Source organism: Ruegeria sp. HKCCD6428 (assembly GCF_013110595.1).
Taxonomy (GTDB): Bacteria; Pseudomonadota; Alphaproteobacteria; order Rhodobacterales; family Rhodobacteraceae; genus Ruegeria.
The window spans coordinates 105,595-127,690 of the sequence record NZ_WVQX01000003.1; the positions used below are offsets into that span (position 1 = coordinate 105,595).

Below are 22,096 nucleotides of genomic sequence, written 5' to 3' on the forward strand. Positions count from 1 at the left end.
GTTCGCAGGCTTTCATCAGCCTCGAATAGACAAGTGACACAGGCTTCATCGACGCGCCAGCAGAGAGCTCAGAATGAAATCCTCCATGCTTCCAGCGATTTTGCTCATGGGCGTTTCCGACAGAACGCTGCGATACGCGCTTCCTTCCAGAACCTCTATCACCAATTGCGACGCCTGTAGAGGATCCGGAACAGCGCGCAGATCTCCTGCCTCCACGCCGCGTCTCACTACTTCTTCAAGCGCCTCCGTCAGTCTGGCTCGGTTTTCGACGAACAGTCGCGCGATATCCTGTTGACGAACGGCTTCGCTCGAAATCTCCAAGGTGAGGATGACGTTTTCCGGCGCAGCCAGATAGTTGGCGTAGGCCCGGATGAACTTTTTCAACACTTTGGGTGCGGGTGTATTTGAATTCAGGACTTTCAGAAACGGCTCCAGTTCGCGGCGTTCGAGCATTGCGATTTCCACAAGCACATCATGCTTGCCGCGAAAATGGTTGTAGAGGTTTCCAAGGCTGACGCCCGCCCGCGCTGCGATATCGCGGACGCCGGTCTGATGATAGCCGCGCTCGAGAAAACACATGACGGCGGCTTCCAAAATCTGGTTGCGGCGCTTGGCTGTAGCCTTTTCCCGGGCTGACCCTGGTTTTTTGGTGTCTTCAGACATTTTTGCTTTTTCATATTGAACGAACGATCGTTCATAGTATATGATATCCAATCGTGCACCACAAGGCGCAATGGTTCAGGCGGCTCAGGAAAAACAGGACAATGACAGACAAAACCTCAGAAGCTCAGCGAAGACCAGCCCGACGATGGCTCTGGATTGGATTGTCGCTGATGCTGTTTGTGGCGATCGTCATCCTGTTGTTTGACACGGAAGATACGGTTGATGTTCAGGCAACAAACATCTCACCTCCGCCACCGACCGTCTCTGTCGTAACTGTTGTTCCGGAAACCGTGCAGGCGCGAGTTTCTGCATTTGCCGAAGTTCGGCCTCGTTGGGATGCCGAGCTGCGATCTGCTGTGTCCGGGCGCATCACCGCAGTCCATGCCGGTGCTTTGGCCGGGACACAGGTGGAACGGGGCGCCCCTTTGTTTTCAATCGAAAATGCTCCTTATCAAAGCGCCGTTGCAGCCGCTGAGATGGAGCTTGAGCGAGCAGAGCTTGCACTGTTGCGCGCGCAGAACAACGTAACCGTCGCGAAACGGCAGTTCGAACGAGACGGGGTGGAACCGCCAAACGAACTGGCCGTGAACCTGCCGCAATTGCGCGTTGCCGAAAAAACCGTTGCAGCGGCGCAGGCTCGCCTGAATGCAGCGAGAAATGACCTGAAGGACGCAGAAGTTGTTGCCCCGTTTTCAGGCTTTGTCACCCGTCGCTTTGCCAGCCTTGGCCAGACGGTCAACCCGGGCGATCCCCTGATACACCTGTCGGACAACCGGCAATTCGAGCTGGTTGCCGCGTTCAGCCAAGCGGATTGGACGCTGTTTGATCATCCGATCTCTGGCGTTGCTGCTGACCTGACGCACCGCTCGGGCGAAAGCCTTGGGCAGGCTCGGGTCCGGCGTGGAGGCGGGTTTCTGGATCAGGACACACGACAGGTGCGCGTCTTTTTGGATGTCGCAAACCCCGGTGACGGCATACTCGCCGGAGACTTTCTGAAGGTGCACATTCCAGGACGGCGAATTGCTGACACCGTGACCATGCCGGAAAGCGCCCTGACGCGTGCGGGGTACATTTGGCTTGTGGATGAAAACGACCACCTTCAGAGGTTCAGTCCGAACATCCTGTTCCGCAGCGAAGGTGCTGTCACGATACAGGCCCCCGACGGGAACGGCCCATGGCGCGTGGCCAAGACACCTTTGGCCTCGTTTCTGCCGGGTCAGCGCGTCACGCCGCTGTCGGATGGGGGTTGAGCCATGCACGCGCTGACATCCTGGTTTATCCGCAACCCTGTCGCCGCCAATCTGATGATGGCGCTGATCCTCTTTCTTGGGGTGCAGACGCTGCTGAATATTCGGATCGAGGGCTTCCCTCGCATACCTGCGGAAAGCGTTACGATTTCGATCGAGTTCCCGGACGCCACTGCCGAACAGGTCGATGAATTGGTGACCCGCAAAGTTGAGCAGGCGCTGGAAGGGTTGGAGGGCGTGCGCAGTGTGACTTCGCAATCCCAAAACGATCTGAGTGTCGTGACCGTCCGCCGCGCGGGTGGCCAGAAACTGCAAGCCGTTCTGGATCGGGTCCGCATTCGCATCGATGGGTTGACCGATCTGCCCGATACCGCGCGCCGCCCTGTGATCGAAGCGTCGGGTTTCGATTTTCCGGCGCTCTATCTGAACCTTTTCGGCGAAACGGACCCGGCCACATTGCAGAGCCTGGCGCAGCGCCTGAAAGAAGAGCTGCTGGCGCAACCGGAATTGTCGCGGCTGCAAATCTGGGGTCTGATCCCGCGGGAACTGCGCATCGAAATCGACCCTGCGCTGCTGCGCCACTATGGCCTGACCGTGGCGGATGTGACCCGCGCCATCGAGGAAAACTCGGTGACATTTCAGGCAGGCCGTTTGCGGACCGAGGGCGGCACGATCTATCTGCGGGCCGATGATCGCGCAAAATACGCTCCTGAATATGCGGCCCTGCCGATCATTGAACGTGACGACGGGTCTTTTGTGCCCTTGGGTGATATTGCCAAGATCGAAGACGGGTTTCAGGACGGCGAGTACCTGTTTCGGCTGAACGGCAAGCCAACTGTCGGGATGGAGGTTCTGGTCGGGCAGAAAGAGAACCTGCTGACGATCAGTGACGTTGTGCGCCGCACGGTGGATGAGTTCAGCCGCCAGTTGCCGTCGCAGGTTCAGGTCGATGTCTGGGGCGACAGCGCCGGCTATATCTCGGACCGGCTGGCGCTGTTGCGGTCCAACGGGGTGCAGGGGCTGATCCTTGTGACCTTGATGCTGTCGGTGTTTCTGAACGTGCGCCTGGCCTTCTGGGTTGCCATGGGCATTCCGGTTTCGGTCATGGGGGCCATAGCCGTTTCGGGTTCAAAATGGGTGGACTATTCGCTCAATGATGTCACTACCTTCGGTCTGATCATCGCCCTGGGCATTCTGGTCGATGATGCCGTTGTGGTCGGAGAAAGCGTTTTCGAGGAACGTCGAAAGGGCAAAGACCCGATTCAGGACACTGAACGCGGCGTGCACCGCGTGGCAGTCGCAACAGTCTTCGGCGTTCTGACGACAATCGCGGCGTTCTTCCCGATGTTGTTGATCGACAACCCGTTGGGCAAGGTACTGGCCGGGTTCGCGGGGATCGTGATCCTGACGCTGGTCTTTTCGCTCATCGAAAGCAAGTTCATCCTGCCCGCCCATCTGGCGCAGGTTTCGATGGGGCAAGAGCGCAGGTACCTGCTGTCCCGCCTCTGGGGCCGCGTACAGGATACTGCGCAGGGCGGCCTGGACTGGGTACGGGATCGCATCTATCAGCCCTTGCTTGTCGCCGCGGTGCGGCAGCGCTATGCAGTGCTGATCCTGTTCGTCGCCGCCGCGACGCTGGGGCTTGGCTTGATGTACAAGGGCAAGGTCAGAACGGTGTTCTTTCCCGAAGTGCCCGGTCAGATCATCACGATGAACTTGGAAATGGACGCCCGCGCGCCCTTTGCGCTGACCCGCGCGAACGTGGACCGGATTGAAACTGTGTTGAGCGATCTGAACGCCGAGCTTGCCGAGGGCGCGGGCATGGCCACGCCGCCCGTTCAGACGGTGTTCAGCATCATCAACGGCGCAGGAAACGCGCAAATATACGCTGAAATGATCCCGGTGGCCGAACGACCGGATGTTCCGATCCTTTCCGTGGTTCGCGAATGGAGCGACCGGGCTGGTGCGGTCGAAGGTGCAACCGAGTTGGAGTTCACCGGCTCGGAAACACTCGCCGGAGGATTCCGCATCCGGTTGGCGTCCAAAGACGAAGACCTGCTGCAACAGGCCAGCGCCGAGATGAAAGACTTCCTGTCGAACATTGAGGGCGTGGCGAATGTTCGGGATGGGCTGGCGGGCGGCCAGCCCGAACTGAAACTCCGCCTGCGTCCGGACGCGCGGCACCTTGGCTTCAATGCCGAGGCTTTGGCCAGACAGATTGGTTATGGGTTCGGCGGGGCCGAGGTGACCAAGGTTCGGCGCGACGGGTCCGAAATCCGCGTGGTCGTGCAGAACGCGCGGGAAAACCGCGATACGCTCGCCGATCTGATGCAGACCCAGTTGCGCAGCGCATCCGGTGCCTGGGTGCCGCTTGAGACGGTTGCCGAAATCGAAGGCACCTACGCCTCTGACACCGTCGATCGCCGCGACGGCAAGCGCATGAACATCGTGGCCGCGTCCATCGACCGTGACCGTGTTGCCCCCGAAGAGGTTGGTCAGGCAGTGTTCGATCAGCTGGTCCCGAAACTCCGCGAAAAGTACCCGAGCGTCACAGTTCTGCCCGCCGGTGAACTGGAAGAGATGGCCGATATCAGCGGTGGCTTGAAACGTGCGCTGCTGCTGGCAGCTGTTCTGATCTATGTGCTGATGGCCGTGCCGTTGAAAAGCTATTGGCAACCTTTCGTCATTCTGGCCATCGTGCCCTTTGGTTTTATCGCGGCTGCGGTCGGGCACCTGATCATGGATGTGTCGCTGTCGCTGTTTTCGTTCTTCGGCATGCTGGCGCTGACCGGCGTGATCGTGAACGACAGTCTGGTCATGATCACCCGATACAATCAGGCGCGCGAGGAAGGTCAGCCCGTGAACCTGGCGCTGAAAAGCGCCGGCATCGGACGTTTCAAGGCGATCTTTCTGACCACCGCAACGACGGTGATCGGCCTGCTGCCCTTGCTGACGGAAACCTCGGAACAGGCGCAGTACCTGATCCCTGCCGCCATTTCTCTGGCTTTTGGCGAACTGTTCGGCACCGCCCTCATGCTGCTGCTGGTGCCCGTTCTGATCGCCATTGCCGAAGATGTCCTTGTCGTCTTCAAGCCAGTCCCGCCGCACCCTTCCGGAGAAAGGACACAGTCATGACTCGAAGCATTCTGGCCCCCGCATTCGCCCTGATGGCGCTTGCAACGCCTGCCGCCTCTGATGGTCTGAACGTGATTGTGGAGGGTATCCGCAACGCCAAGGGAAACATTGTGATCCTTGTTTTCGACGACGCGCGCGCCTTTGACGGTTTGGATGTCCAGAGCGCGATTGACTACGCCCAGGTTCCGTCCCGCAAAGGCAGTGTCAGCCATGAGTTTCCCGACCTGACGGCCGGCCCCTATGCGGTGCTGCTGTTTCACGACGAAAACAAGGACGAAGACCTGAACATGACCGAGACGAAGCTTTTGGAGGGGCTGGGTTCAACCGGCGCCCCGAACCCTCAGGACATGCCTGATTTCAAGGCCGCCTCGGTCTGGCCGGGCTATGTCCGCGTTCGTGTCCACTATGATCAGTGATGCCGCATGCTGAGGGACAGAAAACTGACGATCGGCACGTTGCTGAGCGTGTTTCGGTGGCGTGTCGGGATCACATGGTTTCTGATCCTGTCGGAAACAGCACTGACTGTGCTAATCCCGCTGTTTATCGGCTTTGCCATCGATGGATTGCTGAGCGGACAGTTTCAGCCCTTTGTGCATCTGGGCGCTCTTATGGTCGCCCTCACGCTGATCGGCGTGATCCGGCGGATATACGATACGCGCGTCTACGGAACGATCCGCGTCGAACTGGGCAAGGCGCTTGCTGCGCGTTTTTCAAACCTGCCGATTTCTTCGTTGAACGCCCGGATCGGAATGGGGCGCGAACTGGCCGACTTTCTGGAAGAGATCCTGCCTTCGGCCATTTCAGGAATCATGCAGTTCGTCGTCTCAGCAATATTGCTGTTTTACTTCTCGCCGGTGCTGGCTCTGTCAGCCTGCGGGGTGCTTGTGGGAATGATATGCATCTACGCCCTGTTTCATTCGACGTTCTGGCAATGGAACCGGGCCCTGAATGAGCAGATGGAACATCAGGTCAGCATTCTGGAGCAACGCCGCGTCCGCCCGGTGCTTGTCCACCTGACGAAACTGCGTCGTTTCGAAGTGAAGCTCTCGGATACCGAAGCTTACCTGTACGGTGTGATCTTCGTTCTGCTGATAGGTCTGATCCTGTTCAACCTGTGGTTTGCGACGCAAAACCTGGAGGCGACACCCGGAATGATCTTTTCGATTGTCAGCTACTCATGGGAATTTGCTGAAGCCGCACTTGCTTTGCCGATCACGTTCCAATCCTGGTCCCGGCTGTCCGAAATCACAGTCCGATTGCAGAGAGGATGATCAGATTTTCAAACTGCAAGTTGCGTGGAACAGGTGTTGCAATCAGGTGTTGGTCTTCTCGTGACCGCTGTTGAACCACCCTCCAGCATGCGGCAGGGCAGCTCTTTGTGGCAAATACCCTGTGCGATTGCTCTGCGGCAAAACTGTCAGAGGCCTGTAACGCGGGAAAAGCAGGTTTCGAAACAATGGCAGTGTCTCTGCGCAGGTCAGAGTGTTGAATGGAATGTCGTACAGGCTGTAGCTTTGCCAAGACAGCGTCGGCGGGATCTTTCCGGTAGGGAAGGATCAGCCACGCCAGCCCATCTGCAATTGCTTAGGTCAGGCTGTAAAACGGCTGAGAACGTTATGCGTGATTTGCTGAGTGGTGCGGTCCTTCCGCTTGAGACATAGGAACCAATAGATGGTGCCCGCGCAGAAGGCCTCGCCCTTGCCTTCGATCAGCTGCGCCCAACCAGTTTGCGAAACCGTGTCATAGCGCGATACGATGTATTGCTCGGCCACCTTGGCGCCGATGCTGGGCGATGTGATACGGGCCGCGTTCGGATCAATATCTTTGTTGAAAGCGCTGACCTTGATTTCGATCCCGTCTCCTCGACGGCAGCGGAACCGTGAGGGGTACCTGATCAAAGGTCTTTGGTTCGGACTGTCGGGCCTCAACCTTGGTTGTGACGTTGTTCCAGGCAGCGCCCAGCATAGCAGGCGATGCGGCCACGCTCATGGAGGCTTTCAAAAAGCCGCGGCGGCTAAGGTAGTCAGTAATCAAAGCAGAGGTTTTTTGTGCACGGTGATTTGTCCAGCTGGGTTGGAATACGGTTGGCACATCGGTCAAACGATCCGCAAAAAACCACATCCGGTCAAAGCCTAAAAAGCCAGTTGCTACCAGATTGAACAATATCAGGGCAAACACTGGCGCCGATGCGTTCAAAGATTGCCTTGGAACATTACCTTCCTCGGCATTCCATTGGCTTGGGCCACGCGGAATCTTGTCCAAGCCTTGGGGAGTGGCCCAGTGTTGTCTTGACTGCATAGGTTGTCGTTGGCGCGCGGGCAGGTTCCGCGCGCCATCAAGGCTTCACTCTTGCCAGCTCATGAAAACCTGCCGCGCCTTTTCGCTTTCGGGGCGTAGGTTCTCGATGCCGCCATAGGGGACGTCTTTACCGATTTCCGAGTTCGGATACTTGGCGATCATCTTCTGATGTCGCTTGATCATGTCCTGGAACGAGGCGCCGGCCCAGAGGGAGTACCCGACCAGCGGATGCAGTTCGCGCGGGTCGCGATAGATGTTGTACGTTGGCGCGGCGGCTCCGGGCGCGCCCGGCGCAGGCAGGTGCATCTTGAACTCCTGTTTCACGACCGAGCGAAGAACCGGGCCCTCGTACACATAGACGTAGTCGCGTCGCCCATTGCCTTCGCCTTCCAGCAGCAGGGCCGTCTGATCGATCCCATCGATCACCCGATCACGCGGGATATAGTCGGTGGCGCCAGCGATACGCGCCATCGTCGTGTAGATATCCGACACATGAAAAATGTCACCGGCGGCGCTGTCAGCCTCGATCACACCGGGCCAGCGAATGAATGCATCAGTGCGCACACCCCCTTCGAGATGTTGGGTCTTGCCGCCGCGATAGATCAGTTGGTTCAGCCCGGATGTTCCTTCGTAATGGTACATCAACCCGTTGTCGGCCATAATCATGACGATGGTGTTGCCCGCCTCGCCGGTCTTCTCCAGCGCGTCGAGAACGTCGCCGATCCAACCGTCCAGAAGCTGCAACTTGTCCGCGTGGAAGCCTCCGTTACGTGACAGCGCCTGATCGGGATAGACAAAGTTCAGCGGATAAAGCGGCCAGTATTGCAGAAAAAACGGCTCATCCAAGGCTGCGACACGCTCGAGCTGTTCAATTGCCTGCATCTGGTAGCGCTCGTTCATCTCTTCGTATTTGGCTTGGGTCCATTCTTCACCTGCGGCCATTTCGACTTCGCGGGCTTGCCCTCCGGCCTCGGCTTCGACACCTGTCACCAAACCATAGGGCTTGAAACGCTCATCCAGCAGAAGGGCATTGTTCTGTCCCGACGCGTGGTACCCCAACATGTTGTTCGCCTGCATCGCCTCGCGGGTCATCAGGCTCAGCTGAACCTGCTGATGCAGCGGGAAGGCCGCCCAGTCAAAGCCCTGATTGTGCGGATAGGCCTCTTCGATATCGCCTTGATGCCATTTGCCGACATGCGAGGTGTTGTAGCCCGCCTGTTTCAGGATTTCCGGCAGCGTCACTTCGCTGGCAGGAAGCCCTTCCCCCACCAAAGCCACTTTCACCTCTTCCACGCCGGCCCGGATCGGGTGGCGCCCGGTCAGCATGGCCGTACGAGTGGGCGTGCATGAGGGCTCGGTGTACATCCGCATCAACGACATGCCTTCGCTGGCAAAGTCATTGATATTCGGGGTTTCAATGCCCATCACATAGTTGAGTTTGCGTTCGCCCATCTGGCCAAAGCTGATGTCATCGATGAGGATGTACAGGAAATTCGGGGGTTTGCCGCCGTTGGCTTCCCGAAGTTCAGCCAGCCTCGCATCAATCTCGACGTCCTGCGCATCCCATTGCTCGCCAAATTGGGCGCGCAGGAACGCAAATTCACCGTCATGCACAATCGCGTCTTGTTGTGCGGCCGATTGTGTGGTGCTCAGCGCTGCTAGCAAACAGGCTGCGATGCCAGTCCTTTGGACAACATTAGTCATTCTTCGTTCCCCCTTTGGTGCTCCTGAAGTTCATCGCCTGAACAATCAGGTCGCGACATTTTGCTGAAAGAGATTGGTTTGACTGATGCGCCAGCTCAGATAACCGCTGGTGTTCTGGTGGCGTTAGAAACGTCACCACGCGCTCTGATCGGGCATCGGCCTCAGGAAGCCGTGGTCGGCCCATGGTGGCGAGGTTTGGAGTTTTTGCTGACACTTGACTCCCTGCGGTTCGAATTCGCTACATTACCGGTAAAGTGTCAGGCTCTGGGAATGGACCGCATCAAGAATTCGCCAAATTCGCAAAAGGGTGTCCTTTCCGTATCGGGCGGGGTGACGCCCGCAGCCGTGCTGAATTTCGAACATCCCAACAAAATCGGGGAAATCACGCCGTGGGAGATAGACTTCCGACAGCTCGATCCCGGTCGGTTGTCGACGTCCATAAGGGTGCGCTCAGGGCGATCGGTCTCCGCTCTCAGCATCGCGATGAACCAACGCGTTCATCAACGTGGTGTTTCGCCCAAGGGCTGGATGACGTTCGGGATTCCGTCAAATGGTGCGGTCGACAAATGGCAGGCAAAGGACGTAACCGATAACGCATTCCTGTCCTTCGGTGACAGTGATGGGTTTGACGGTATTTCGACGGCCGGTTTCACGGGAAATGTCATTTCCTTCCAAACCCAAAGATTGGAGAATTTTGCAGAGTCCTGCGGATTTCACCTGGCGCGCGACAACCCGGATGCCCACAGACTGAGGTCCAAAGCAGGTTTGGCCAGCATGGCGAATCTGGAGGGTCGCGTAGCCGGGTTTCTTAACAGTGTTGATGCGCAGTGGTCTGAGGCGGCTGAGCAGGCCCTGATGCTTGAAGCCTTGGTTATCCTGACCGACGACGAAGCGCATTTTGACAGAAGTCAGGCGGACACCAGGCGGCGTGCCCTGGAGCGCGCAACCGATCTTATGGTTGCCAATCTGGAAGACCCGATTTCAATTGAAGAGATTTGTAAAGAAAGCGGGGCGTCTTGGCGAACTCTGGATCGCGCTTTCAAGGAACAGTTCGGACAAAGCCCCAAGTCGTATTATATGCGTCTCAGGTTGAACCGTGTTCGCGAGGACCTTCTTTCAGGGTCTTTCAGCGGAACGATAACCGATGCTGCAAACCGGCTCGGATTTTGGCATATGGGCCAGTTCGCGCGCGACTACAGGCTGTTTTTCCGAGAGCTGCCGTCTGAAACAAGGGGCGTGCAGAAATAGGTTTCCCGTACCAATTCGCGCTCTTCAACACCCGGAATTATCAGGGGTAGGGGCCAGCACCTTCCTGCCCTGAGCTGGCGTCAAGCGCATATCGGCAGGAGGGTTGTTGCCAGTTTCGAGCAGTATGGTGTCGTCCGGTACAGAGTTGAGATGCGCCAAGACCCGCAGGATCACATCTTGCCCAACGAATGGCGGCTACTTGCTGCGTCCAAATTTACAAGGTGCAGTTCTGCCTGTTCCGAAGCAAGCCCGGTGGCCAATCTTTGCAGGGCCGTCTCATTTTGATCTTTGTCAAGGTTGGATGCGGCCCGACGAGATACAGTCACGGGTGTATCAGGAGGTCTTGCATGGAAAGACTGGTCGAAATTGGGCGGACATTTGTTCAGGCGATGCGTGATCGCAATGGCTTGGCAAGTGTTGACGAGATGTACGCGGAAAACGCTCAGTCCATAGAGGCGGTTGTGCCTCCGGTGCGGCAATTTCGGATTACAAAGGGTCGCGACGCGATCAAGGCAAAGCGGGAAGATTGGCTGAAAACGCATGAAATCCAAACGCTTACGGCAGATGGTCCTTTTGTTCATCCGCCCAATCGCTTTGGCGTGCGTTTCAATGCCGAGGTCGTGCAGAAAGACACCGGACAAAGAATGAACCTTAGCGAGATTGCCATTTATTCCGTTGAGGATGGCAAGATTGTACTGGAAGAGTTCTTTATGTTGCCAAAATAGCGAACGGCGCCCGGCAACACGGGTTCCCAAGCGCTTGCGTCCATTTCAGGAAGCCTCGCCAGGTCCGGCGCTGCAATCAAGTACGTCCAATCAAAATGGGCGGTTGACTGGTCGGTCCGGGGCTTGGTGGACAGATGGATTAAAGCTTGCAGCATTTTAGCACTCTGCCCGGATCGGAGAACCCAGATGACCGAACTCTCACCTGACAAGCTGTCTGCCGAGGCCGGGGTTTGTGCGGCAGATACCGACGAGAATGCCCCGCCACACCCCTATGAGAAACTTGACCGCGCAACGCGCGCGGCCCTTGCCCGTGCCACCGCCGGTGTTTCCCCGCATTCGATAATGGCCACCTGGATGGATTGGGCCCTGCACCTGGGTCGTTCACCCGGACGCCAGCTTGAACTGACAGAACGCGCGGCACGCGATGCGGCCAAACTCTGGGTCTATGCCAGCGAGATGGCGACCGGCGCGAAGGCCACTCCGCCTTTTCAGCCACGTAAGCAGGATCACCGTTTCAATGCGCCCGGCTGGCAGAAGGCGCCGTTTTCCCTTTGGCAGCAGGCTTTTCTGAGCGCACAGGATTGGTGGCAGGCCGCAACGGACGAAATGCCGGGCATCGCCCCCCGTGACGCCGAACGCGCGCAATTTCAGATTCGCCAGGCACTTGATCTTGTCTCTCCTTCGAACTTCCCGTGGTCAAACCCGGAAATCATCAATCGCACGTTCCAGACTGGCGGTCGCAATTTGATAGAGGGCGCCGCCCACTTTCTTGAGGATGTTGCCCATACCATAACGCAACAGCACGAACCTGCCCCTCAGGGGTATGAAATCGGTAAAGACATTGCCGCAACCCCCGGCAGGGTCGTTTATCGCAACGCGCTGTTCGAGCTGATTCAATACACTCCACGCACCAAGCGCGTACAGGCGGAACCGGTCCTTTTCGTGCCTGCATGGATCATGAAATACTATGTGCTCGACCTTTCGCCGGAAAACTCCATGGTGCGTTATCTGGTCGAGCAGGGCTTTACCGTTTTCATGATCTCCTGGGTCAATCCCATGGCTGATCAGGCTGATCTCAGCCTCGAGGATTATCGCCTGAACGGTGTCATGGCCGCGATCGAGGCCATCGAGAAAATCGTTCCGGGTCAAAAGATCCACGCCAATGGGTATTGCCTCGGCGGCACACTTTTGGCGATTGCAGCTGCGGTGATGCAACGCGATGGCGATGACCGGCTTGCAAGCGTTACGCTGATGGCGGCGCAGGTTGATTTCGCCGAAGCCGGTGAGCTTTTGCTGTTTATCGATGACAGCCAGGTCGCTTTTGTCGAAGACCTGATGTGGTTGCAGGGCTATCTTGATCGCCCTCAGATGACGCGAACTTTCACGACAATCCGCGCCGAAGATCTGATCTATGCCCGGGCTGTGCGCCGCTATTTTCTGGGTGAAGACGACCTGCCTACGGATCTGACCGTCTGGAACAATGACACGACCCGGATGCCGGCGCGAATGCATTCCGAATATTTGCGCGGTCTGTTCTTGGAAAACCGGCTGAGCGCCGGGCGCTTTTCTGTCGAAGGTCGGGTTGTTGCGCTCAAGGACATACGCGTACCCATGTTTGTGGTCGGAACGGAATCCGACCACATTGCCCCGTGGCGATCAGTGTATAAAATTCGGCTGTTTACCGACGGAGATCTCACCTTCGTGCTGACCAACGGTGGTCACAATGGCGGTATCCTCAGCGAGCCGGGGCACAAGCACCGCCACTATCGGTTGGGCCACAGGCCGGCGGACGCGCTGTATACCTCGCCGGATGAGTGGTTTGAGTCGGCCGAAGAAAAGCAAGGTTCCTGGTGGCCTGCGATGGTGGATTGGATCAAAGACCGTTCATCGGGCGAAACTGCGCCGCCGCCGATGGGCGGAAAACGAAGGGGGGCTGAAAACCTGCTCAAAGCGCCGGGCAGCTACATTCATCAGACCTGAAACCGGTGGCGAGGGTCAGACCCGTCAGTGCCCGGTCAATCACCCTTGGACATCCTGCGCAATCCCTTCAGGTGCAGTTGAGGTTTTGGTCGCTCGGTCAGATCTGGGACTTTGCGATGGATCAAGCCTTGCTGCGGCGCAGGAGTGCTATCGTTCAGGTCGTCGGAACCCAGTGCCACATTTACGGTTTTGTCGAAGGCCGAGCCCGAAATTTGCAACGAAAAGAGGCAATAAACAGATGATTTCGGGCGGATGTATCTGGAGAGTTGGACCATGACCCGCGCAATGGTTTTGAACGAGGCCGGCCGCGCGCTGAAACTGGAAGACATCGAACTTCCGGCGCCGGGCCCTCATGACATCGAGATCCAGATCGAGGCTTGTGGTGTTTGCCGAACGGATCTTCACATCGTCGATGGTGACCTCGAACATCCTGAACTTCCACTGGTTCCGGGCCACGAAATCGTTGGGCGGATCGTTCGAAAGGGGGATGCCGTAACAGGGCTGGAAACCGGTCAGCGCGTGGGCGTGCCTTGGCTTGGGTCCACTTGTGGGAAATGTCCGTATTGCCATCGCGCACAGGAAAACCTGTGTGACGCGCCGGTGTTCACGGGATACACGCGAAACGGAGGATTTGCCGAAGCTTGCCTTGCGGATGCACGGTATGTCCTTGCCCTGCCAGAGCTTGCCGATCCGGTTGCACTGGCGCCGTTGTTATGTGCCGGGCTTATCGGGTTTCGCTGTCTGCGAATGGCCCAGGATGCCAAGAATATCGGCTTTTATGGCTTCGGAGCTGCCGCGCATATCCTTGCACAACTGGCCGTCTGGCAGGACCGGAATGTATATGCGCTGACCCGGCCCGGCGATATCGAGGCGCAGGAGTTTGCGCGTGACCTTGGCGCGGTATGGTCTGGTGGGTCCGACGAACGACCACCGGCGGAACTGGATGCTGCAATCATATTCGCACCTGTCGGAGCCCTTGTGCCCAAAGCGCTGCAATCTGTCCGCAAGGGCGGCCGCGTGGTTTGCGGCGGAATTCACATGAGCGATATTCCTTCCTTTCCCTACAGCGATCTTTGGGGGGAACGTCAAATCCTGTCTGTCGCAAACCTGACGCGTCAGGATGGTGAGGAGTTTTTTGCAATGGCTCAAGCCGCAGGCATCCAGACACGGACCCAAAGATATTCACTGAAAGACGGCAACACAGCCCTCGCGGATCTGGGCGCCGGACGATTGCAAGGGGCAGCGGTTTTGGTTCCCTGACCAATGGTCTGTCGCGCCCCGCACCGGCTTGACAAGTCACAGCGGACGTCAGCATCCGAAATTAGGGTGGTGGCTTAGGCAAACGGATCCTGATCGAGGAACGGACGGAACACCGGAGCACGAAAGACCGCTCGGCGCACTGGGATGCCGCCCACCCGTGCCGGGCACGATCATACCGGCAAACCAGTGGGCGATCATGCGCCAACAATCAAACTGGACCGTCAGATGAGCGAAGAGCTTGTTTCCATTCAGCGTGCTGAAAATGCTGGCTTTGTATTGCAAATCTGCTTTTGGTGCCGCAGATAACGAATATTGGTGTCATGCCTGACAAATGTGTCACCGATATTTACATTTAAATATATGAAAAATATATTTTTAAATGTAAGCAAACGAAAAATCTTTTCAACCGATCTTGATTTTCGTCAAGACGTTTACAAAATTTTGTTTCAAATCCAGTAATTTGTTGTGAAATTTTCCACCGCCTTTCCATTATTGAAATGCACATAAGTGCGCTTTCGTCTGCTGGAAGAGGAGCCAGACGACGAGAGAAAGGGAAATGGGAGGAATTAATGACCAACAAATCTGTCACACGCCGCGGCGTGTTGAAGTCTGGTGCCGTTGCAGGCACCGGTCTGGCCCTGCCTACGATCTTCACGGCTTCGTCGGCGGCCGCTTACACCAACGAACCAACCGGAGGGTCCGTGACCCTGGGCTTCAATGTTCCCCAGACCGGGCCGTATGCGGAAGAGGGCAATGACGAGCTGCTGGCGCAACAGCTGGCGGTGGAACACCTGAACGGAGAGGGTGACGGCGGTTGCCTGAACACCTTCACGTCGAAGGCGCTGAAGGGCAATGGCATCCTCGGCAAGAAGGTCGAGTTCGTCACAGGTGACACCCAGACCAAGTCAGACGCCGCACGTGCGTCCGCAAAGTCGATGATCGAAAAAGACGGTGCGATCATGATCAACGGCGGGTCGTCCTCAGGCGTGGCCGTTGCGGTTCAGGGCCTGTGTCAGGAAGCGGGTGTGATCTTTATGGCGGGTCTGACCCACGCCAACGACACGACCGGCAAGGACAAGAAGGCCAATGGTTTCCGCCATTTCTTCAACGCCTACATGTCGGGCGCTGCGCTTGCGCCGGTGCTGGCTGCCGAGATGGGCAATGACCGCCGCGCCTATCACCTGACGGCGGACTACAACTGGGGCTGGACCCAGGAAGAGTCCATCGTCGCCTCGACCGAAGCCCTGGGATGGGAAACGGTCAACACCGTCAAGACGCCACTCGCGTCAACAGACTTCTCGTCCTACATCACTCCGGTTCTGAACTCGGGCGCGGACGTTCTGGTTCTGAACCACTATGGCGGCAACATGGTGAACTCGCTGACCAACGCGATTCAGTTCGGCCTGCTCGACAAAGTCGCCAACGGCAAGGACTTCAAGATCGTCGTGCCGCTGTATTCGGAACTGATGGCCGCCGGTGCTGGCGAGAACATCAAGGGCGTGCTGGGTTCGATGAACTGGAACTGGCAGTTGCAGGATGAAGGCACCAAAGCCTTCGTGAAATCCTTCGGCGAAAAATACGGCAAGCCGCCGTCCAACTCGGCGCAAACCTGCTATGCACAGGTTCTGCTATATGCTGATGCTTGCGAGCGTGCCGGTACGTTCAACCCATGCGGTGTTGTTGAAGCGCTGGAAGACTTCGAGTTCGACGGCCTGGGCAACGGCCCGACCTGGTATCGCGGCGCGGATCACCAGTGCTTCAAGGACGTGCTGGTCGTGCGTGGAAACATGAACCCGACCAACGCCTATGACACGCTGGAAATCGTCGAGATCACCCCACGCGCGCAGGTTGAATACGATCCGGAGCATCCGATGTTCGCCGGTGGCGCACTGGGTGAGTGTAACCCGGGCGCATAAGGCCGCGTATCAAAGTCTGGCCGCCAACTTGGTGGCCAGACATCTACAGCAGGGTTGATCCTGTTGTGCCACTCAATTCACACTGACCAACCCTGAGGTGGGCCAATGGACGCCATCCTATTGCAAATTCTGAACGGTCTGGACAAAGGGTCGGCTTATGCGCTGATTGCGCTGGGGCTGACGCTTATTTTTGGGACGCTCGGCGTTGTGAACTTTGCCCACGGGGCCCTGTTCATGATCGGTGCGTTCTGTGCCGTCACTTTGCAAAAGCTCATGAACCTGAGCTTTGTAACCATCGACGAGAGCCAAACTGACTTTCTCGGCAACCCGCTGAAGGTGGAAACACCTTATGTCGAGGCATGGTTCGGCCCGGAGTTCGGGGCGACGATCATCGACTGGTCCGTTCCATTGGCAATCCTGTTTGCGATCCCGATCATGCTGGCGGTTGGCTATGTGATGGAACGCGGGCTTATCAAGCATTTCTACAAACGCCCCCACGCGGACCAGATCCTTGTCACGTTCGGCCTGGCGATCGTGTTGCAGGAAATCGTAAAGTATTTCTTTGGTGCCAACCCCATCCAGACCCCGCCGCCCGACGCGCTGAGTGGCTCTATCGATCTTGGCACCACGATCGGGTTTGATCCCAACGCGATCATCTACCCGATCTGGCGCCTCGTCTATTTTGGCTTTGCAGTTGCCATTATCGGTGCCGTCTTCTCATTTCTGCAATTCACCACCTTCGGCATGGTTGTGCGCGCCGGCATGGCGGATCGCGAAACTGTGGGCTTGCTGGGGATCAACATCGACCGGCGCTTTACGATCATGTTCGGGATCGCTGCCGCGGTGGCCGGTTTGGCGGGCGTCATGTACGGGCCGCTCAACCCACCAAACTATCACATGGGGATGGATTTTCTGGTCCTCAGCTTCGTTGTGGTTGTTGTTGGTGGCATGGGGTCTCTTCCCGGCGCGGTGCTGGCTGGCTTTCTGCTGGGCATTCTCGAAAGCTTCGCCTCTACGACCTGGGCCACAACGACGATCCCGGGCATCAACCAAATCATCATCTACCTTGTTGCCATTATTGTGCTGCTCACACGCCCGCGCGGTTTGATGGGACGCAAAGGCGTGATGGAGGAATAATCGATGTTGGGACTGAACAAAAAAGATACCAGCCTGCTGATCATCGTCGGCATCCTTACGATGCTGGCACCCTTCATCCTGAATCCGTTCCCGGAAGGCAGCGCCATGGCGCAGTTCAACGCGGGCTATCCGGATCTGATGCAGCGCTTTGTCATCTTTGGCATCTTTGCCATCGGCTTCAACATCCTGTTCGGCCTTACCGGATACCTGTCATTCGGACACGCGGCCTTTCTGGGCGTTGGATCCTATTCCGCCGTATGGATGTTCAAGCTGCTGAGTTACAACATCATCCCGGCCATCGCACTCAGCGTTGTGGTCGCCGGGGTATTCTCATTGCTGATCGGGTTCGTCAGCCTGCGCCGGTCGGGCATCTATTTTTCGATCCTCACGCTGGCTTTCGCCCAGATGAGCTTTGCGTTGGCTTATTCGGTGTTGTCCAACCCCAAATTCAACCTGACGAACGGGGAAACGGGATTGCAGGTTTACGCGGATGATCCACAGATTCTGCAAGGGGCGAATTCGCCGGACCTGCCGCATTTGTTCGGGTTGCCGATGCGCGCAACCTACACATTAGACGTGGGTGCGTGGAGTTTTGATTTCAACGCGGGATACTATCTGTGTGCAGTGATTATGATGGTGGTGTTCTATCTGTCCATCCGAATTTTCCGTTCACCTTTCGGGATGATGCTGCGGGCCGTCAAATCAAACCAGCAGCGGATGAACTACACCGGCCTGAACTCGAAACCGTACACGCTGGCGGCATTTGTCATCTCTGGCATGTATGCCGGCCTGGCTGGTGGGCTGATGGCCGCAATGGACCCGCTGGCAGGTGCCGAACGTATGCAGTGGACCGCATCGGGCGAGGTCGTTCTGATGACGATCCTGGGCGGCACCGGCACACTGATCGGGCCGGTGCTGGGTGCGGGCTTCATCAAGTACTTCGAAAATATCTTCTCGAAGATCAACGACAACGTGTTGCACAGCTGGTTTGCATTCCTGCCTGACGGGCTGGAGGACGCGGTGGTTTTCTTGATCCATCCGTTCATCGGCAAAGGCTGGCATCTGACGCTGGGCATTCTTTTCATGCTTGTCGTTATCTACTTGCCGGGTGGTCTTGTCGAAGGTGGTCAGCGTTTGCTGAACCGGCTCAAGCGCAAGAAATCAAAATCCGACGACGCGACGTCGGGCAAAACGGAACCGGCGGAATAAGGGGCGAGCCATGGCAATTCTAAGAGTCAAAGACGTCAGCAAGCGTTTCGGCGGCCTCAAGGCGCTCACGGATGTGAATCTCAGCGTCGAGGAGAATTCGGTTCACGCAATCATCGGGCCTAATGGTGCGGGCAAGTCGACCTTGCTGAATTGTCTGGTCGGCAAGCTCATGCCAGATACCGGGTCCGTATTGTTCGACAACGCATCGGTCTTGGGGCTTGAACCCTTCCAGATCAACCAGATGGGCATAAGCCGAGTGTTTCAAACACCAGAGATTTTTGGTGAATTGACGGTGATGGAGAACATGTTGATTCCGATCTTTGCCATGCGGGATGGCGCGTTCCGGATGCATGCATACGAGACCATCGCCAACGAAAAGGCTGTTGTTGAACAGGCCGAAGCCATGCTGGAAGAAATGAACATGGCCGACAAGCGCGAGATGCATGCAGCCTCGCTGTCGCGCGGCGACAAGCGCCGGCTCGAGATTGGCATGTGCCTCAGCCAGAATCCGAGGCTGTTGCTGCTGGACGAACCGACGGCGGGGATGGCGCGGGCGGATACCAACAACACGATCGACCTGCTGAAACAGATCAAGGAAGAACGCGACATCACCATCGCGATCATCGAGCATGACATGCATGTTGTCTTCAGCCTTGCCGAACGCATCACTGTTCTGGCCCAGGGGACACCCCTGGTTGAAGATACTCCTGAAAACATCCGCGGAAACCCAAAGGTTCGCGAAGCCTATCTGGGCGAGGCTGCGTAAGGACAAGCTATGAACGAGAAACCTGACTTTTCGAAAAACGCCAATATGGCCAGCACCGCCCCTGCGTTTCTTTCCGTTTGGGATATGCACTCCTATTATGGAGAAAGCTATATCGTGCAGGGTGTCAGCTTCAATGTGCATGAAGGCGAGATTCTTGCGCTTCTTGGGCGCAACGGTGCGGGCAAAACCTCGACACTGCGCTCGATTGCAAGGGTTGGAGAACCCGAAGTAAGACATGGCGAAATCTGGTTGGACCACAAACCGCTGCACAACATGACAAGCTATGAAGCAGCAGCGGCTGGCCTTGGTCTTGTACCGGAAGACAGACGCATTATTCCCGGCCTGACAGTTGAAGAAAACCTGCAACTTGCACAGATTGCTCCTCCGATCGGATGGTCCCTTGAACGGCTTTACGAGCTGTTTCCGCGTCTCGGTGAGCGCAGGAAGCAGGAGGGGATTACATTGTCGGGAGGCGAACAGCAGATGCTGTCAATCGCCAGAGCGCTTGCCAGGGACATCAAGGTGCTGCTTTTGGATGAGCCGTATGAAGGTTTGGCGCCTGTTATCGTCGACGAAATCGAAAAAACCCTCATACATGTCAAACAGCAGGGTATGACCACGATCATCGTTGAACAGAACGCTGTACGCGCTTTGGAACTGGCGGACCGCGCGATCATTCTTGACACCGGTACCATCGTGTTCGACGGAACGGCAAAAGAAGTGCTTGAGGACACCGGTCTTCGTGAGGAGTATCTGGCGATCTGAGCGTTATTCTGATTGGCAAACAGACCCGATGGGCATGACCAGTTCGTGGCTCACCACGACCTGCGTTCAGTGCAGATACTGCCCATTCGCGCGATCAAAGGTGTTTCAACCCAAAAAAATGATGGTCGTCGGTTCAAATCTGAATACGGGTTTGCGACATTAGGTTCTGTCGGGGCTGTGCCGAATGCACGTCTTGTGCAACGGGCCCCAAAGGACGAGGGGGGCAAGTTTGCAATGCTTCGTGACATCCGCCACTGCGCCAACCAGACGATTGCGCCGCGGTGTTCCAGGTCGTTGTGCAATGGATAAGAAAGTCAGGCTCTGGCCCTGGGCTGCCGGTGCCTTCGCCGCAGGGGCCTGCAAGCCCAACCTTCCCTAAATCATTTCGGGCAACCGTCTTGATCGTGTGCCCATGGTTTCAATCGGCCTGAAAACGCGCCGACGAAACCTGTGCCCGGAGTGGGGCCGTGGATCTCGCTTTACTTCCGGCTTGTACTATCCGGCTGGCCCATTTCGGCGTCCGGTTCCCAGCACCTTCACTTCCAGCCAGTGGAACATCAGGGCAATAATACCGGCAACGAGAATGTAGAATACGGCCAACAGGATAAGCGGCTCGTAGATGATGAACGTGTCAGATCGCACCCGGGATGACACGGCATAGATATCCACCACCGTAATCGTGGCGACCAAGGGCGTCGCCTTCAACTGGAGGATGGTTTCACCGCCCAGGGTGGGCAGAACGTTACGGATTGCCTGTGGCAGCCAGATGCGGCGGAACATTGTCAGCCTGGGCATGCCGAACGATTTGGCGGCCTCCAGCTGACCTTTTGCGACGCCTTTGAAGGCTCCGCGCATTACCTCACCTTCATAGCCGGCATAAGAAAGTGTTAATGCCAGCACCGCGTAAGGCCAGGCCTGACGCAGATACGGCCAAAGCTCGGATGATCGTATCCAGGGGAATTGAGGGAACAATGAGCCGAGGCCATAATACAGCAACCAAAGCTGCAAAAGCAGGGGTGTGCCCCGAATGATTGTGCAAAACGCCTTGGCGGGAGCCGCAAGGTACCAGGGCCCAACGGCCTGGGCCAACCCGAGTGGTACGGCCAGCAGAAACCCGAGAACGACGGTGACAACAAGCAGCCAGAGCGTGGTCCAGATTCCCTGCAACGCAAGCGGTGCGTATTTTGGCAACCAGTCCCATCGCAAAGACATGGCACACCAGATCACGATCCCGGCAAAGATCAGCATCATCACGATGCGATGGGGTTGCATCAAGGACCTGAGATCGATCATCTGCCACCTCCTTTCAGAGAAGGTTGACCGCGACGCGCCCATTTTTCGATCCGCGCGAAGATGGCGCCCGAAAACAGGGTGACCATGAGATAGAGAAAACCCGCCGCCAAAAAGAAGGTGAAATAGGCGCGTGTGCTGCTGGCGGCCTGCCGGGTTTCCAGTGTCAGTTCGTTGAATCCCACGACCGCGAGCAGGGCGGTGTCCTTGGTGGCGATCAGCCACAAGTTGGCCAGACCGGGTACGGCAAAGCTCATCATGGCGGGGATCGTCACGCGGCGCATGGTCATGAAGGCGGGCATCCCGTAGGATTTGGCGGCCTCAATCTGTCCGGGTGGAACCGCCTGTATGGCTCCGCGTAGAATCTCGGTTGCATATGCGCCCTGAACGACGCCCAGAACCCAAATGCCCGCAGCGACGCCATTGACCTCGACCCGTCCTCCGCCCATTGCAGCGGAGATTTTGTTGATGATGTCAGATCCCACGTAATACAGGATCAGGATCAGGACCAGTTCCGGCACGGCCCGGATCACGGTCGTGTAGATGGCAAGAAGATCGCGCGTGACCTTCCCGCCGTAAAGCTTGCCATAGGCTCCGAACAATCCGATCACGAGGCCGAGCGCATATGCACCAAAAGCGATCTGCAATGAGTGGGACAATCCGCGCAGCAGATTGCTCCCCCAACCCGGTGGCGACAGCGACAGAAGCTCTGCGCTCTGCGCCAATCCAAGCGATTCCAACAGTCCGGTCACG

Annotated in this window: 19 protein-coding genes; 13 read left to right on the plus strand and 6 right to left on the minus strand. The window is 57.1% G+C overall.

Features of this window, described 5'->3' with window-relative positions; genetic code table 11:
- Nucleotides 1–45: 45 nt before the first annotated feature.
- Complete coding sequence (locus tag GS620_RS09220; protein WP_171615450.1) at nt 46–663, minus strand: TetR/AcrR family transcriptional regulator; 618 nt, start codon at nt 661–663, stop codon at nt 46–48.
- A 101-nt stretch (nt 664–764) separates the two neighbouring features.
- Between GS620_RS09220 and GS620_RS09225 the strand changes: the two genes are divergently transcribed.
- Genes GS620_RS09225 through GS620_RS09240 form a run of 4 tightly spaced genes read left to right on the plus strand, consistent with a single transcriptional unit; the run spans nt 765 to nt 6,316 of the window.
- A complete protein-coding gene (locus GS620_RS09225) occupies nt 765–1,913 on the plus strand; it encodes an efflux RND transporter periplasmic adaptor subunit (RefSeq protein WP_171615452.1) in 1,149 nt (382 codons plus the stop codon).
- 3 nt (nt 1,914–1,916) lie between these two features.
- Nucleotides 1,917–5,045, plus strand: coding sequence for an efflux RND transporter permease subunit (locus tag GS620_RS09230; RefSeq protein WP_171615454.1), 3,129 nt, complete (start codon nt 1,917–1,919; stop codon nt 5,043–5,045).
- Complete coding sequence (locus GS620_RS09235; RefSeq protein ID WP_171169022.1) at nt 5,042–5,461, plus strand: DUF2141 domain-containing protein; 420 nt, start codon at nt 5,042–5,044, stop codon at nt 5,459–5,461. Before GS620_RS09230 ends, GS620_RS09235 begins: the two co-directional genes overlap by 4 nt.
- Nucleotides 5,462–5,467: 6 nt before the next feature.
- Complete coding sequence (locus GS620_RS09240) at nt 5,468–6,316, plus strand: ABC transporter six-transmembrane domain-containing protein (RefSeq protein ID WP_171615456.1); 849 nt, start codon at nt 5,468–5,470, stop codon at nt 6,314–6,316.
- A gap of 318 nt (nt 6,317–6,634) precedes the next feature.
- On the opposite strand, the gene GS620_RS09245 is transcribed toward GS620_RS09240, so the two are convergent.
- The 3 genes from GS620_RS09245 to GS620_RS09255 all read right to left on the minus strand — a co-directional run bounded on the left by GS620_RS09245 (nt 6,635) and on the right by GS620_RS09255 (nt 9,047).
- Entirely contained in the window at nt 6,635–6,817 is a 183-nt protein-coding gene (locus tag GS620_RS09245) for a hypothetical protein (protein WP_171615458.1), read from the minus strand.
- Nucleotides 6,818–6,860: 43 nt separating this feature from the next.
- Nucleotides 6,861–7,307, minus strand: coding sequence for a twin-arginine translocation signal domain-containing protein (locus GS620_RS09250; RefSeq protein ID WP_171615460.1), 447 nt, complete (start codon nt 7,305–7,307; stop codon nt 6,861–6,863).
- Nucleotides 7,308–7,388: 81 nt separating this feature from the next.
- A complete protein-coding gene (locus GS620_RS09255; RefSeq protein WP_171615462.1) occupies nt 7,389–9,047 on the minus strand; it encodes a sulfatase-like hydrolase/transferase in 1,659 nt (552 codons plus the stop codon).
- A gap of 78 nt (nt 9,048–9,125) precedes the next feature.
- Here GS620_RS09255 and GS620_RS09260 point away from each other — a divergent pair, with 78 nt between their 5' ends.
- The 9 genes from GS620_RS09260 (at nt 9,126) to GS620_RS09300 (ending at nt 20,053) form a co-directional block, all read left to right on the plus strand.
- The gene (locus tag GS620_RS09260) at nt 9,126–10,295 is read left to right on the plus strand and encodes a helix-turn-helix domain-containing protein (protein ID WP_171615464.1); all 1,170 of its coding nucleotides are present in this window, start codon (nt 9,126–9,128) and stop codon (nt 10,293–10,295) included.
- 347 nt (nt 10,296–10,642) lie between these two features.
- Nucleotides 10,643–11,020, plus strand: a complete 378-nt coding sequence (locus GS620_RS09265; RefSeq protein ID WP_171118898.1) for a nuclear transport factor 2 family protein — start codon at nt 10,643–10,645, stop codon at nt 11,018–11,020.
- A gap of 186 nt (nt 11,021–11,206) precedes the next feature.
- Complete coding sequence (locus GS620_RS09270; RefSeq protein ID WP_171615466.1) at nt 11,207–13,000, plus strand: alpha/beta hydrolase; 1,794 nt, start codon at nt 11,207–11,209, stop codon at nt 12,998–13,000.
- 273 nt (nt 13,001–13,273) lie between these two features.
- Nucleotides 13,274–14,260, plus strand: a complete 987-nt coding sequence (locus GS620_RS09275) for a zinc-binding alcohol dehydrogenase family protein (RefSeq protein ID WP_171615468.1) — start codon at nt 13,274–13,276, stop codon at nt 14,258–14,260.
- Nucleotides 14,261–14,829: 569 nt separating this feature from the next.
- Complete coding sequence (locus GS620_RS09280) at nt 14,830–16,176, plus strand: substrate-binding protein (protein WP_152459077.1); 1,347 nt, start codon at nt 14,830–14,832, stop codon at nt 16,174–16,176.
- A 105-nt stretch (nt 16,177–16,281) separates the two neighbouring features.
- Nucleotides 16,282–17,313: a branched-chain amino acid ABC transporter permease gene (locus tag GS620_RS09285; protein ID WP_171615470.1), complete on the plus strand. Its 1,032-nt coding sequence runs from the start codon at nt 16,282–16,284 to the stop codon at nt 17,311–17,313.
- A 3-nt stretch (nt 17,314–17,316) separates the two neighbouring features.
- Entirely contained in the window at nt 17,317–18,522 is a 1,206-nt protein-coding gene (locus tag GS620_RS09290) for a branched-chain amino acid ABC transporter permease (protein WP_171118889.1), read from the plus strand.
- Nucleotides 18,523–18,532: 10 nt separating this feature from the next.
- Complete coding sequence (locus GS620_RS09295; protein ID WP_152459074.1) at nt 18,533–19,288, plus strand: ABC transporter ATP-binding protein; 756 nt, start codon at nt 18,533–18,535, stop codon at nt 19,286–19,288.
- 9 nt (nt 19,289–19,297) lie between these two features.
- A complete protein-coding gene (locus tag GS620_RS09300) occupies nt 19,298–20,053 on the plus strand; it encodes an ABC transporter ATP-binding protein (protein WP_152459073.1) in 756 nt (251 codons plus the stop codon).
- Nucleotides 20,054–20,548: 495 nt separating this feature from the next.
- On the opposite strand, the gene GS620_RS09305 is transcribed toward GS620_RS09300, so the two are convergent.
- Nucleotides 20,549–21,346 carry an ABC transporter permease gene (locus GS620_RS09305; RefSeq protein WP_171615472.1) on the minus strand — a complete coding sequence of 266 codons (798 nt, stop codon included), beginning with the start codon at nt 21,344–21,346 and terminating at the stop codon, nt 20,549–20,551.
- Nucleotides 21,343–22,095 carry an ABC transporter permease subunit gene (locus GS620_RS09310; RefSeq protein ID WP_171615474.1) on the minus strand — a complete coding sequence of 251 codons (753 nt, stop codon included), beginning with the start codon at nt 22,093–22,095 and terminating at the stop codon, nt 21,343–21,345. Before GS620_RS09310 ends, GS620_RS09305 begins: the two co-directional genes overlap by 4 nt.
- Between the last annotated feature and the right edge of the window lies 1 nt (nt 22,096).